Origin of the sequence: Aquitalea magnusonii (assembly GCF_003202035.1) — a bacterium.
Taxonomy (GTDB): Bacteria; Pseudomonadota; Gammaproteobacteria; order Burkholderiales; family Chromobacteriaceae; genus Aquitalea; species Aquitalea magnusonii.
The window spans coordinates 94656-107795 of the sequence record NZ_QJKC01000012.1 but is presented as its reverse complement, the minus strand read 5'-3'; the positions used below and the strand labels follow the sequence as shown (position 1 = coordinate 107795).

Here is a 13140-nt window from a genome sequence, read left to right as displayed (position 1 = left end):
TTTTTTCTTATCTGCGGCAAATCAAGGCGGCTTTACCGTTGCAGGCATTAACCTGTCAGGTCTTTGCTGCTACCATCAGACCTCATCAAACATACTGGATTGACACGTCATGAAATGTCCTTTCTGTGGCAATGCCGATACCCAGGTCATCGACTCCAGAGTCAGCGAGGACGGGGCCAGCATCCGTCGCCGTCGTCGTTGTCTGGCCTGCGAAAAGCGCTTCACGACATTTGAAACCGCCGATGTGCGCATGCCGCAGGTGGTCAAATCCGGTGGCCATCGTTCCGAATTCGATATCGAGAAGGTTCGCACCAGTTTCCTGCGCGCCCTGCACAAGCGGCCGGTGCCGACCGCGCTGGTGGATGACGCCATCGACCGCATCTGTCACAAGCTGCTGCAGCTGGGTGAACGCGAAGTATCCAGCCGCCAGATCGGCGAAATGGTGATGAACGAACTGGCCAAGCTGGACAAGGTGGCTTATGTGCGTTTTGCCTCGGTCTATCGCAGTTTCCAGGATATTTCCGAGTTCTCTGATGCGATCAGGGAAATCCAGAAGTCCAATCATTGAAACAGGGCGGGCTGCGCCATGCCGGCGCCGGCCCGCCATCTGATGCCGGCTGCCGCCACCCCGCAGGACTGCGCAGCCATGTCTCATTCGCTGGAAGGCTTGTTGATGTCGTCGTATTCCCCGCAAGACCATATATTCATGCAACAGGCGCTGCGCCTGGCCGAAGCCGCCACCCGCCGTGCCGCCCCCAATCCCGGAGTAGGTTGTGTGCTGGTGCGCGATGGCCAGGTCATCGGCGAAGGGGCCACCTTGCAGGTGGGCGGGGATCATGCCGAAATCCAGGCGATCAAGGACTGTCTGGCGCGCGGTGACACGCCACGCGGCGCCACAGCCTATGTCACGCTGGAACCATGCAGTCATCACGGCCGCACCCCGCCCTGTGCCGAGCGACTGGTACAGGAAGGGCTGGCACGCGTGGTGGCGGCCATGGTCGATCCTTACCATGAAGTGTCCGGCCGCGGGCTGGCCATGCTGCGGGCAGCGGGCATCGACGCCTCTGCCGGTCTGCTGGAAAGCGAGGCGCGCCGGGTGCACCGCGGTTTTCTGTCGCGGGTGGAGCGGCAACGTCCATGGGTGACGCTCAAGGCCGCCGCCTCGCTGGATGGCAAGACCGCTTTGCTGAATGGCAAGAGCCAATGGATTACCGGGCCGGCGGCGCGCCATGACGTGCAAAAACTGCGCGCCCGCCACTGTGCCATCCTCACCGGCAGCGGCACCGTGCTGGTGGATAATCCGCAGCTGACGGTGCGCGATTTCATCCTGCCGCAGCAGCCCTTGCGCGTGGTGCTGGACAGCCGGCTGGTCACGCCGCCGGATCGCCGCATCTTCCATGGCGGTAATACCCTGCTGGTGACCAGCAGTACCGACCTGGCCCGCCATCAGCCCTACCTGCAACGTGGGGCCGAATTGATGGTGCTGCCGGAAGATGCCGGCCATGCCAATCTGCCCATGCTGATGCGGCATCTGGCCGAACGTGGCATCAATGAATTGATGATAGAAGCCGGTGCCGGCTTGAACGGCGCACTGGTCAGGGCCGGGCTGGTCGATGAGGCCATTCTGTATCTGGCCCCCGCGCTGGTGGGCAGCACGGCACAGGGCCTGTTTGCCTGGCCGGCGCTGGAGGATCTGGCTGACAAACAGCAGGTCAGGATTCAGGATGTGCGCATGGTGGGAGCGGATATCCGCATCAACATGACTTTTGCTGCGCCGCTGTGAAGCGCGCGGTGATGGCTGCCATCGCGATCAGGCTGGCCGAACCGGCTGGCGTGTTCCACAATGAAGCAGCGTGTTCATTGCACCGCCGCTGTCCTGGCCGCGCTGCGCTGACCAACAAGACTGGCATGGCAGCCAGTACCGGCCCGGCCGCTAGCATGAGTAGACCACAATGACTGACTCAGCCTCATCACTTCCCGCCATGGATTCCGCTGGCCTGCAGCAGGCGCTGGATGCCTATCTGCGCCTTATCTTGCGCCAGGGAGCCGCCGAGCAGGTATTGGATGAGCGGCGGCAATTGCTGGATAAATTGCTGCCATTGCTGGACGGGGTATCGCGCGATGCCCATTCCTTCCGCCGTGTGGTGGAGCGCTTTGTCGGCAGCTGTGCGGTGCAGGACCGGGTCACCGCCTTGACCTGCGCGCGCGAGTTCTATTACTTCTGGCTGGGCGATGTGAAAAAGCTGGTGGAAATTACCGCCCGCTCCGGCTTTACCACACGCAATGTGCGGCTGGAAATGGCCGACTCGCTGGCCTCGCTGCTGGAGCGCATGCGGCGTCAGGGCTTCGATGCCTTTCCGCCTTCGCTGGAAATCTATCTGGGCAAGCTGTTCGAGGATGGCATGGCCGAGGCCGACATCCATGAGCGCGAAATGCTGCTCAAGGGCATGTTGTTCCTGTTGTCCGGCCAACCCTACCGGCCAGACAGCTTCCGCATGGTGGTGGATGCCATGCTGTTGCACCTGAATGATAGCCGCAACAAGAAAGCCTTCGTGCAGCTGGCTCGCGAGTACTTCTACTATTGGCTGTCCTTCCCGCCGGCGCACGAGCGCATTCATCTGGCCGAGGAAGCCGCTCAGCCCATCAGCCTGCTCCAGCCGGGCAGCACCACGCGCCAGCGCTGAGTCAGGCTGCTTTTGCTGCCTGTGGCTGGCTTTGCCGGGCGGCGGCGTGGCATCATGCTCCCACTCATACCTTGCAGGAGCACGCATGTCCCAGCCCACGGCCTACCCGTCCCTTGTCGCCAGCTTTACCCGGCTCTATCGCTACGAACACCTCTCCGCCATGGTCAGCTGGGATCAGGCCACCATGATGCCACCGAAGGGCAATGATGCGCGGGCTGCGGCGCAGGCCGAGCTGGATGTGCTGATGCACGCCACCCTGACCGATCCGGCGCTGGCCGCGCTGTTGCAGCAGGCGGAACAGGAAGATCTCAGCCAGCAAGAGCGCGCCAGCCTGCGGGAAATGCGCCGGGAATGGCAGCGTGCCAATCTGCTGCCCGCCTCGCTGGTGGAGGCACAGGCCCTGGCCGGTGCGCGTTGCGAACATGCCTGGCGCAGCCAGCGCACGGCCAATGACTGGGCGGGATTTCTGCAGAATTTCCGCGAAGTGGTGGCCCTGTCACGCCAGGAGGCGCGGCTGCTGGCCGAGGCGCAAGGCTGCAGCCCCTACGATGCCTTGATGAACAAATACGAGCCGGGCATGCAGAGTGCCGACATCGACCGCATTTTCGGCGAGGTAAAGCAGTGGCTGCCGGGACTGATCGCGCAAGTCATGGCCAAGCAGGGCAGTGAAACCCTGCTCTTGCCGCAGGGCAGTTTTCCGGTAGAACAGCAGCGTCAGCTGGGGCTGGCCGTGATGCAGCTGCTCGGTTTCGATTTTGACGCGGGCCGGCTGGATGTCAGCGTTCATCCCTTCTGCGGCGGCGTGGCGGAAGATGTGCGCATCACCACCCGCTACCGCGAAGACGATTTCATGCAAAGCCTGATGGGCATCATTCATGAAACCGGCCATGCCCGCTACGAACAGGGCTTGCCGCGTGACATGCTGCATTTGCCGGTAGGGCGTGCCCGCTCCATGGGCATTCATGAAAGCCAGAGCCTGTCCTTCGAGATGCAGCTGGGGCGCAGCCCGGCCTTCCTCAGCCTGATTGCGCCGCTGCTTGCTCAATACCTGGGCGCGCAGCCGGCTTTGTCAGCAGAAAACCTCGCCAGGCTGTACAGCCGTGTCCATCCGGGCTTTATCCGCGTCGATGCCGACGAGTTGTGCTACCCGGCACACGTCATCCTGCGTTATGAAATCGAAAAAGCCCTGATGGAGGGCGAGATCGAGGCCGAGGATATTCCAGCCCTGTGGGATGAGAAAATGCAGGCTTATCTGGGAGTGGATACCCGTGGTAATTACCGTCAGGGTTGTTTGCAGGATATCCACTGGACCGATGGCAGCTTTGGTTATTTCCCCAGCTATACGCTGGGGGCGATGTATGCGGCGCAGTATTTCGCGGCGATACGGCGCGATACGCCGGATCTGGAGCAGCGCATTGCCGCCGGTGATCTGGCCGTGGTGTTCGACTGGCTGCAACAGCATATCTGGAGCCAGGCCAGCTTGCATGACACGAACACACTGGTAGAGCGCGCCACCGGGGAAAGTCTGAATCCGGCTTACTTCCACGCGCATTTGCAGGCACGCTACCTGGGATAGCCGCAGGCGGCTGACAAGAAAAAACCGCGGCCGGAATGGCGCGCGGTTTTTTTATGGCCGGATAGAGGCAGTCAGCCGGCGACAGCCAGCTCCTGATGCATGGCATCGACCCAGTCTTCAAACTCTACGTCCGACATGCCCAGGTAGTTCAGCACCTCATCCTTGCGTGCCTCCCAGCCGGCATCTTCCTTGCCCGGTGTCAGCGTGCGCCAGACATGGCGCGCTGCGCGGGTGACCGCCACCATCATGCGGCCATCATGATCCAGCGGTGCATCAGGCCCGGTGAGCATGACCGTGTCGTCGTTCTGCATCAGGATTGCTTTGGCAAAGCTTTCCGGCATGTTCCAGGTACGGGCCACCAGATAGCCCACCACATCATGGCGGGTGCCATGCAGTTCCTGTTCAACCAGGCCGATCCGGTCATCACTGGCCATTTCGGTCAGGCGCAGGGTGCGGTAGTAAGTGGGGAAGCGCATCAGCATGATGGCAATGCCGCAGCTGTGAAACAGCGCAAAGCTCTGGCAGTCATCCGGGACATGCACGATCTTGTCACACAGCGCGGCGCTGATCGCGGCAATCTGCAGGGCGTTATCCCAGAATTGCTCCAGCGCAGGCGGGGTTTCGGCGGTCAGCCGGGTACGCAAGACCAGGCCGCTGACCAGGCTGACCACGTTTTTGACCCCCAGCAGGCTGATGGCCTGATGGATGGAGGTGATGTGGCGACCGCGGCCAAGAATCGGCGTGTTGGCCGCCTTGAGCATGGCGACACACAGCGCCAGGTCTTCGCTGATGATGTCGCCGAGCTTTTGCAGCGTGACATCCGGGTCGTTGCGCAATCCCAGCAACTTGTCCAGCACATCCGGACGCGGGGGGATAACCAAATTTTTCAGGAGCTCGTCACGCTCGTCGGTACTGATCAGTGGCGTCATGCTGGAGGCTATGAGGAGATGATTTCCATTTATTTTATCAGCCTTCCCGCGAATCGATAGGCCATCTTATAGGCCATCCGACAAATTTTGACCGTGCTCAAGCTTGCCAGGGGCGAGTTTTCAAGCAGACCTGATTTCAGCTTGAATCAGGAATGGCTGAATCACCTGTGCCAGCGCCTCCGGCTGTTCCCATTGGATCATATGGCCTGCGCCGGCTATCACGTTTTCCTGCAGCCGCGCAAAGCAGGCACGTCGCTCCGGCAGGCTGTCCATGACGCCCTTGGCCATGGGGTGGTCCCACATATCGCCGCCCATGACCCATTGCACCGGCGCAGTGATGCGCTGCCAGCAGCATTTGGCTTCCTCCAGCCGGTACAGCACCGGGTTGACCATCTTGTGGCGCGGATCGGCACGGTAAACCAGCTGGCCGTCTTCCCGCTGCCGGGTCAGCATGCTGGCCAGCCAGCGTGCCCGCGGCGCAATCAGGCGCGGATTGCGTTCGATCAGCTTGTTGGCAACGTCTTCCAGCCGTCCCAGCGCATTGAAGCTGGGGGCATCGCGCCGCTCGCGCAGCCAGCGGGCATAGCGGCCGGGTGCTTCGGCCGGGCGGGTGGCATTCAGGCCAAAGCCTTCCACCAGCGACAGGCAGGCGATGCGTTCAGGGCGCACGCCGGCATAGATGCCGGCAATCATCGCCCCCATGCTGTGTCCCAGCAGCCGTACCGGCTGTTGAGGCGACAAGTGGCTCAGCAGGGCATCCAGATCGGCCAGGTAGTCGGGAAAATAATAGCTGTCGCGGTTCCAGTCGCTGTCGCCAAAGCCGCGCCAGTCCGGCGCCACCACATGCCACTCGCCGGGCAGGGTATCGACCAGAAACTGGAAAGTGGCCGAGCTATCCATCCAGCCATGCAGCATGACCAGCAAGGGGGCCGCGGGATCACCCCAGTGGCGCAGGTGGTAACGGTGCTGGTTCAGGGAGATGAATTCGCTGTGGCTGGGCTGAACAAGAGGCATGGCGCATGGGTCGTCTGGATTGGACAGAGGCTTAGTGTACGGAAAAATCCGGGCAGGCTCACCATGCACGGTGGGGGAGGGCGATGCGCGGTCGTATCGCGCCGGAATGTGCAGCGCAAGAACGGGGCAGGCTAGAATCGCAAAATCGATCAACGCCTCTCATCTAGACTGTCCGTCATGAGCAAACCCTATCGTCAGCACGGCCCCGGCACCCTGTATTCGCAACGCCTGCTGCGTGCGCTGGATTATCTGTGGCGGCATCTGGATCAGCCGGTCACGCTGGAGCGGCTGGCCGAGGAGGCCTGCTTTTCGCCCTATCACTTTCATCGCTTGTTCCATGCGCTGATGGGCGAGACGCTGAACCAGAGCCGGCAGCGCATGCTGTTGCACCGGGCCGCCGGTGAACTGGCTGCCGGCCGGCGCGCACTGCCCAGCATTGCAGCCCGTGCCGGTTACCGCAGCAGTGCCGCTTTTGTACGGGCTTTTGGCAAGCACTACGGCGAGCCACCCGGGCGCTATCGCCAGCGCCGTTTGCTCATGTCCGCCACTTTACAGGAGCGTGTCATGCACAGCGTCAGCATCATCTTGTTACCCGCCTTGCCGGTCGTGCAGCGGCATCATCACGGACCCTATATGGGCATAGGGCAGGCTTTCGATGCCCTGCATGCCTTGCTGGGGCCAAGGCCGGCTGACGGTGAGCCGGTGCAGGTATTCGGCCAGTATCTGGATGATCCGGACCAGGTGGCCGCGGCCGATTTGCGCGCCATCGCCAGTGTCAGCCTGCCAGGCGGATTCAGCCTGAGTGACGCCGCGCTGACGGCGCAGGGTTTTGTGCGTGGTGAAATCCCGGCCGGTCGTTATGCTTGCCTGGAGCATGTGGGTCCTTATGCCGAGCTGAAAACGGCATGGGATCAGCTATACCGCCACTGGTTGCCGCAAAGCGGCGAAGAACCGGCCGACCAGCCCTGCCTCGAGCAGTATCTGAATGCCCCTTACCATACGCCGCCCACCCAGCTGCGCAGTCGTTTGCTGCTGGCCTTGCGCGACTAAACAGGAGTTCTCCATGTATCAGCCTGAAATCATCCACTTGGCACAGCCGCTACCGGTGCTGATGAAGCCCCATCTGGGCCCGTACTCGGGCATTGCCACGGCGTTTGCCGACTTGCGGGCGCTAGTGCAGCAGCATGCAGACGGAGCGCATACCCTGCGGGCATTTGGTCAGTATCTGGATGACCCGGCCACGGTGGCACCGCAGGCATTGCGCGCAGCCGCCTGCCTGACACCGCCGCCGGCTTTGCGCGTGTCGGCGAGCGAAGTTGCAGCCATGGGTTTTTCTTATGGCGAACTGGCGGCCGGGCGTTATGCATGCATTGTGCATCAGGGGCCGTATACCGGCCTGGCCGAGGCATGGAACTGGTTAATACAAGAATGGCTGCCCGCCAGCGGCGAGCAGTTTGGCCAGCGCCCCTTGCTGGATGAAGCCTTGAGCGGGCCGCATGCTGTGGCTCCGGAAGCATGGCGCACCCGTTTGCTATTGCCCTTGGCCTGAGGTGCAGACACAAAAAAGCCCGCATCATGTGATGCGGGCTTTTGATTCTCAGGCGGTCTAAGGACCTGCCTTGACCAGGGATTAACGCGAAACGTGATAGTTCGGCGCTTCCTTGGTGATTTGTACGTCATGCACATGCGATTCCTGCATGCCGGCGGAAGTGATTTCCACGAAGCCGGCTTTTTCATGCATTTCATCGATGTTGGCGCAGCCGAGGTAACCCATGGAGGAGCGCAGACCGCCCATCAGCTGATGGATCACGGCGGCAATCGGGCCCTTGTACGGAACGCGACCTTCAATACCTTCCGGCACGAACTTGTCGGCAGCGTTGGAGCTGTCCTGGAAGTAACGGTCAGCCGAACCCTGGCTCATGGCACCCAAGGAGCCCATGCCACGGTAGGACTTGTAGGAACGGCCCTGATACAGCTCGACTTCGCCCGGCGCTTCTTCGGTGCCGGCAAACATGCCGCCCAGCATCACGCAGTTGCCACCGGCCGCCAGTGCCTTGGAAATGTCACCGGAGAAACGGATGCCGCCGTCGGCGATCATCGGCACGCCCGTGCCTTTCAGTTCTTCGGAAACATTATGGATGGCAGTCAGTTGCGGAACGCCCACACCGGCCACGATACGGGTGGTGCAGATGGAGCCGGGGCCAATGCCCACTTTCACGCCATCGGCACCAGCTTCCACCAGCGCGCGCGCCGCAGCAGCGGTCGCGATATTGCCGCCAATCACGTCCACCTGCGGGTAGGTCTGCTTGACCCAGCGCACGCGGTCGATCACGCCCTGGCTGTGGCCGTGGGCGGTATCCACCACGATCACATCCACGCCGGCAGCCACCAGCGCGGCCACGCGCTGTTCGGTATCACCACCAGTACCTACGGCAGCACCCACACGCAGACGGCCCTGATTGTCCTTGTTGGCACTCGGGTGTTCGCTGGTCTTGATGATGTCCTTGACGGTAATCAGACCCTTCAGCTCCCACTGGTCGTTGATGACCAGCACACGCTCCAGGCGGTGGGTGTGCATCAGCTCGCGGGCTTCGTCGATGCTGGCACCTTCCTTGACGGTGATCAGGCGCTCACGCGGCGTCATGATCGAACCGACAGTCTGTTCCAGACGGGTTTCGAAACGCAGGTCACGGTTGGTGACGATACCCACCACCTTGCCGTTTTCGATCACCGGCAGGCCGGAAATCTTGTGTTGGCGGGTCAGCAGCACCAGATCGCGCACCAGCATGTCGGGTGCGATGGTGATCGGGTCTTTGACCACGCCGCTTTCGTGGCGTTTTACCTTGGACACTTCCGCAGCCTGTTTGTCGGCCGACATATTCTTGTGAATGATGCCAATACCACCTTCCTGAGCCATGGCGATGGCCAGCCCGGATTCGGTAACCGTATCCATGGCAGCAGAAACCAGCGGCAGGTTCAGCGTGATATTGCGGGTGAGTTTGGTAGAGAGGACTACGTCGCGCGGCAGGACTTCAGAATGGGCCGGGACGAGGAGAACGTCGTCGAAAGTATAGGCTTTCTCGATGATACGCATCTGGCGTTTCCTTTGCGGCAAAGCGGCATTATACCGAGACTATAGAAGTGTTGCAAAAAATGCTGTCGCTTGTTTTTGCGATCAGCGTGCCGACACCGTACAATCAGCGTGTTTCAGCTTAGGACACCAAAGAATGAAAACCCGTGCGATTCTGAGTGTGCTTGTTGCATTTTCGCTGTCGGCCCCGGCCATGGCCGAGGTGTACCAGTACATCGATGCCAACGGCAAAACCGTGTTTTCCGACCAGCCGCCGCCGGGAGCCAGGGCCAAGCCGCTGAATGTACGGGCCTCTGCCGCGGCCTCGGCGCCAGCCAAAGCCCCCAAGACGACAGCGCTGAGCGAGATCGAAAAGAAAAACGCCGAGATCGATGCAGAAAACGCCAAAATAAAAGAACAGAACAAAAAAACAGCGCAGGAAAACTGCAAGAATGCCCGCAACAACCTGGCTGCGCTGCAGCAGGGCGGTCGGGTCAGGATGCCGGGTAGCAATGCCCTGGCTACCGACAGCCAGCGCAATGATTTACTGCAAGAAGCGCAGCAAAATGTAGCCAACTGGTGTAACAAGTAGTGCCTTCCAGCGTATTCGATTACCAATCGGTACTGGCCAGCCTTCCGAATTTGCCCGGCGTCTATCGCATGTTCGATACGTCGGGCAATGTGCTTTATGTAGGCAAGGCCATCGACCTCAAAAAACGGGTCAGCTCCTACTTCCAGAAAAGTGATCTGTCACCGCGCATCCAGCTGATGGTGCGACAGATTGCCAGCATCGAAACCACCGTCACCCGCTCGGAAGCGGAGGCGCTGATTCTGGAAAACAATCTGATCAAGGCGCTGGCACCCAAGTACAACATCCTGTTTCGCGATGACAAGTCCTACCCCTACCTGATGCTGACCGGCCATGAATACCCGCAAATGGCCTATTACCGGGGGGAGCCGAAAAAGCCGCATCAGTTTTTTGGCCCCTATCCCAATAGCTATGCGGTACGCGAAAGCATCCAGATCCTGCAAAAAGTCTTCCGCTTGCGCACTTGTGAAGATGCGGTGTTCGCCAACCGCTCGCGCCCCTGCCTGCTCTACCAGATCAAGCGCTGCTCCGGCCCCTGTGTCGAACATATCTCGGCCGCGGATTACCACAGCGATGTGCAAAGTGCGGTGGCCTTTCTGCAAGGCCGGCAAAGCGAACTGATCGACACGCTGACCGCCCGCATGGAACAGGCTGCCGCACAGCTGGAGTTCGAACAGGCGGCAGAGCTGCGCGACCAGATACAGGCATTGAGCCGGGTACAGGAAAAACAGTTTGTCTCCAGCAACGCCAGCCAGCTCGATTGCGATGTGGTCGCCGTTGCCGCAGAGGGTGGGCTGGTGTGCATCAATCTGGTGATGATTCGCGGTGGCCGGCATCTGGGGGACAAAAGCTTCTTCCCGCAAGGTGCACAAGAGGCCGATGCCACAGCCAATCTGGATGCCTTCCTCGCCCAGCACTATCTGGGCGCCCCCATGCCGCCGGTCATCATCTTCAATGGCGAGGTGTCCGCTGCGCTGCGACAAACGCTGGAAGAACAATCCGAACGCAAAGTCCACCTGGTCAGCAACCCCATCAGCGAACGCCGTGTATGGCTGGAAATGGCCGAAAAAAATGCCATGCTGGCCATTCAACAGCGCCATAGCAGCAAGGCTACCCAGCGGCATCGTGTGGCACAGCTTAATGAGGCGCTTGGGCTGGAAGGGGTGGAGCGGCTGGAGTGCTTCGACATCAGCCACACCATGGGCGAAGCCACGGTGGCTTCCTGCGTGGTGTATGACAAGGAAAGCATGCAGCCCAGCCAGTATCGCCGTTTCAATATCGAAACCGCCAAGGCCGGCGACGACTATGCCGCCATGCGCGAAGTGCTTTCCCGGCGCTACGGCAAGCTGGCGGCAGGCGAGGGCCAACTGCCGGACGCCGTGCTCATCGATGGCGGCAAGGGACAGGTCGGGGTGGCGCTGGAGGTTTTTGCCGAACTGGGCCTGACCCTGCCCATCATCGGTGTGGCCAAAGGGGAAGAACGCAAACCCGGTCTGGAAACGCTCATCCTCCCTTACCAGCAAAAGACGCTACAATTGCGCAGTGATCATCCCGCCTTGCATCTGATCCAGACCATCCGCGATGAAGCACACCGCTTTGCCATCACTGGCCATCGTGCCCGTCGTGCCAAGGCCAGGACCGCCTCCACACTGGAAGACATTCCAGGTATTGGTGCCAAGCGCCGCCAGCAACTGCTGCTGCGCTTCGGCGGCCTGCGGGGTGTGGTGGCGGCCAGTGTCGACGAGCTGGCGCAGGTGGATGGCATCAGCCGGACGCTGGCGGAAAAGATTTACCACGCGCTGCATTGAACAAAACATAACCAGATAATCCAGATGCCCTTCAATTTGCCGATCTTCCTTACCTGGCTCAGAGTCGCCCTGATACCGCTCTGCGTTGCCGTGTTTTTCCTGCCGGATAGCGTGCTGCATGCCAGTGACCGCAATAATGTAGGGGCCATGATCTTTTTCCTGGCAGCCTGGACCGACTGGCTGGACGGCTTTCTGGCGCGCAAGCTCGGCCAGACCTCCGCCTTTGGTGCTTTTCTGGACCCGGTAGCCGACAAGCTCATCGTTGCCGCTGCGCTGATACTGCTGGTCGAAATGGGCCGCACCCCCGGCTGGATGGCCATGATCATCATCGGCCGTGAAATCACCATCTCCGCCTTGCGGGAGTGGATGGCAGGGATGGGCAGCCGCGGCAGCGTGGCGGTGGCCTATATCGGCAAGCTGAAAACCGCGGCGCAGATGCTGGCCATTCTGCTGCTGCTATACGCCGGCCCCTTGTTTCCGGGAATAAACAGCCTGCTGCTTGGAAATATTTTCATGGTGATCGCGGTAATTTTGACTTTGTGGTCAATGGTTTATTATCTGCGCATGGCGGCACGCGAGTTTTCCGGTAAAAAAATTGATGTGTGAAGTGTTGACAGGGTCCGAGAAACCCTTATAATTCGCACTCTCTCGACGCCACTTCGGTGGCAGACAAGAGAAGCAAAAGTAGTGTGAATGCGGGAATAGCTCAGTTGGTAGAGCGCAACCTTGCCAAGGTTGAGGTCGCGAGTTCGAGCCTCGTTTCCCGCTCCAGCATCACTTTTGCTGCTGTAAATGCGACGCGGGAATAGCTCAGTTGGTAGAGCGCAACCTTGCCAAGGTTGAGGTCGCGAGTTCGAGCCTCGTTTCCCGCTCCACTACAGTTCAAGCAGTACCATGCGACGCGGGAATAGCTCAGTTGGTAGAGCGCAACCTTGCCAAGGTTGAGGTCGCGAGTTCGAGCCTCGTTTCCCGCTCCATCACAGTTCAAGCAGTACCATGCGACGCGGGAATAGCTCAGTTGGTAGAGCGCAACCTTGCCAAGGTTGAGGTCGCGAGTTCGAGCCTCGTTTCCCGCTCCACAATTTATCAGTCAGACTCAGCGCTGATTGAACACAAGCTACGGCGCGGTAGCAAAGCGGTTATGCACCGGATTGCAAATCCGTGTAGGTCGGTTCGACTCCGGCCCGCGCCTCCAAATCAAACCTTGCCACGCAAGGTCGTAAACGCCCAGCACAGTCTGGGCGTTTGCTATTTCCCCTTTCCAATTGCGCGACATCAGTGCATCACCACTCTTGCCCTCATTGCCTGGCTTGCCTGCTAAGTGCGGTTTCGCTGGCAAAACCTGGCGTGGCAGATCAAGCCCGTCTGGCATCGTGGATGCCAAGCCTTTCGGACCAACATCATCGCCAGTGCCCTTTCCTGACGGGCCTGCCTGGATGCCCGCCACGCAGATGGCCCGCAGTCGTCCTA

The 13140-nt window shown here is 60.5% G+C and carries 12 protein-coding genes and 5 tRNA genes; 14 read left to right on the top strand and 3 right to left on the bottom strand.

What is annotated here, in order from left to right; translation table 11 throughout:
• Positions 1 to 109 precede the first annotated feature (109 nt).
• The 4 genes from nrdR (at position 110) to DFR38_RS13835 (ending at position 4260) form a co-directional block, all read left to right on the top strand.
• Positions 110 to 568, top strand: a complete 459-nt coding sequence (gene nrdR, locus DFR38_RS13850) for a transcriptional regulator NrdR (protein WP_059285336.1) — start codon at positions 110 to 112, stop codon at positions 566 to 568.
• A gap of 78 nt (positions 569 to 646) precedes the next feature.
• Positions 647 to 1783 (top strand): bifunctional diaminohydroxyphosphoribosylaminopyrimidine deaminase/5-amino-6-(5-phosphoribosylamino)uracil reductase RibD, encoded by a 1137-nt coding sequence (gene ribD / locus DFR38_RS13845; protein ID WP_110313553.1) that lies wholly within the window; start codon positions 647 to 649, stop codon positions 1781 to 1783.
• A 169-nt stretch (positions 1784 to 1952) separates the two neighbouring features.
• Positions 1953 to 2684, top strand: coding sequence for a hypothetical protein (locus DFR38_RS13840; RefSeq protein WP_193394273.1), 732 nt, complete (start codon positions 1953 to 1955; stop codon positions 2682 to 2684).
• Positions 2685 to 2769: 85 nt separating this feature from the next.
• Positions 2770 to 4260, top strand: coding sequence for a carboxypeptidase M32 (locus DFR38_RS13835; protein ID WP_059285335.1), 1491 nt, complete (start codon positions 2770 to 2772; stop codon positions 4258 to 4260).
• Between the two features lie 71 nt (positions 4261 to 4331).
• Here DFR38_RS13835 and DFR38_RS13830 read toward each other — a convergent pair whose 3' ends face one another.
• Together DFR38_RS13830 and DFR38_RS13825 are read right to left on the bottom strand one after the other, a co-directional pair.
• Positions 4332 to 5189, bottom strand: a complete 858-nt coding sequence (locus DFR38_RS13830) for an HDOD domain-containing protein (protein WP_059285334.1) — start codon at positions 5187 to 5189, stop codon at positions 4332 to 4334.
• Positions 5190 to 5309: 120 nt separating this feature from the next.
• A complete protein-coding gene (locus tag DFR38_RS13825) occupies positions 5310 to 6203 on the bottom strand; it encodes an alpha/beta fold hydrolase (RefSeq protein WP_059285333.1) in 894 nt (297 codons plus the stop codon).
• Positions 6204 to 6380: 177 nt separating this feature from the next.
• Between DFR38_RS13825 and DFR38_RS13820 the strand changes: the two genes are divergently transcribed.
• Positions 6381 to 7253 (top strand): AraC family transcriptional regulator, encoded by an 873-nt coding sequence (locus DFR38_RS13820; protein ID WP_059285332.1) that lies wholly within the window; start codon positions 6381 to 6383, stop codon positions 7251 to 7253.
• A 13-nt stretch (positions 7254 to 7266) separates the two neighbouring features.
• Complete coding sequence (locus DFR38_RS13815) at positions 7267 to 7752, top strand: AraC family transcriptional regulator (RefSeq protein WP_059285331.1); 486 nt, start codon at positions 7267 to 7269, stop codon at positions 7750 to 7752.
• Between the two features lie 81 nt (positions 7753 to 7833).
• Here the strand turns inward: DFR38_RS13815 and guaB are convergent, their stop codons facing one another.
• A complete protein-coding gene (gene guaB / locus DFR38_RS13810) occupies positions 7834 to 9297 on the bottom strand; it encodes an IMP dehydrogenase (protein ID WP_059285330.1) in 1464 nt (487 codons plus the stop codon).
• Between guaB and DFR38_RS13805 the strand changes: the two genes are divergently transcribed.
• The 8 genes from DFR38_RS13805 to DFR38_RS13770 all read left to right on the top strand — a co-directional run bounded on the left by DFR38_RS13805 (position 9287) and on the right by DFR38_RS13770 (position 12865).
• A complete protein-coding gene (locus DFR38_RS13805) occupies positions 9287 to 9865 on the top strand; it encodes a DUF4124 domain-containing protein (RefSeq protein WP_082693337.1) in 579 nt (192 codons plus the stop codon). The two genes, guaB and DFR38_RS13805, sit on opposite strands and share 11 nt — an antisense overlap.
• The gene (gene uvrC / locus DFR38_RS13800; RefSeq protein ID WP_110313542.1) at positions 9865 to 11670 is read left to right on the top strand and encodes an excinuclease ABC subunit UvrC; all 1806 of its coding nucleotides are present in this window, start codon (positions 9865 to 9867) and stop codon (positions 11668 to 11670) included. The genes DFR38_RS13805 and uvrC overlap by 1 nt, the downstream gene beginning before the upstream one ends.
• Positions 11671 to 11694: 24 nt before the next feature.
• Positions 11695 to 12276, top strand: a complete 582-nt coding sequence (pgsA, locus tag DFR38_RS13795) for a CDP-diacylglycerol--glycerol-3-phosphate 3-phosphatidyltransferase (protein WP_059285328.1) — start codon at positions 11695 to 11697, stop codon at positions 12274 to 12276.
• 89 nt (positions 12277 to 12365) lie between these two features.
• Positions 12366 to 12441: transfer RNA gene (locus DFR38_RS13790), tRNA-Gly, on the top strand.
• 28 nt (positions 12442 to 12469) lie between these two features.
• Positions 12470 to 12545: transfer RNA gene (locus DFR38_RS13785), tRNA-Gly, on the top strand.
• A gap of 26 nt (positions 12546 to 12571) precedes the next feature.
• Positions 12572 to 12647: transfer RNA gene (locus tag DFR38_RS13780), tRNA-Gly, on the top strand.
• Positions 12648 to 12673: 26 nt separating this feature from the next.
• Positions 12674 to 12749, top strand: a tRNA-Gly gene (locus tag DFR38_RS13775).
• Between the two features lie 42 nt (positions 12750 to 12791).
• Positions 12792 to 12865: transfer RNA gene (locus DFR38_RS13770), tRNA-Cys, on the top strand.
• The last annotated feature ends 275 nt before the right edge of the window (positions 12866 to 13140 follow it).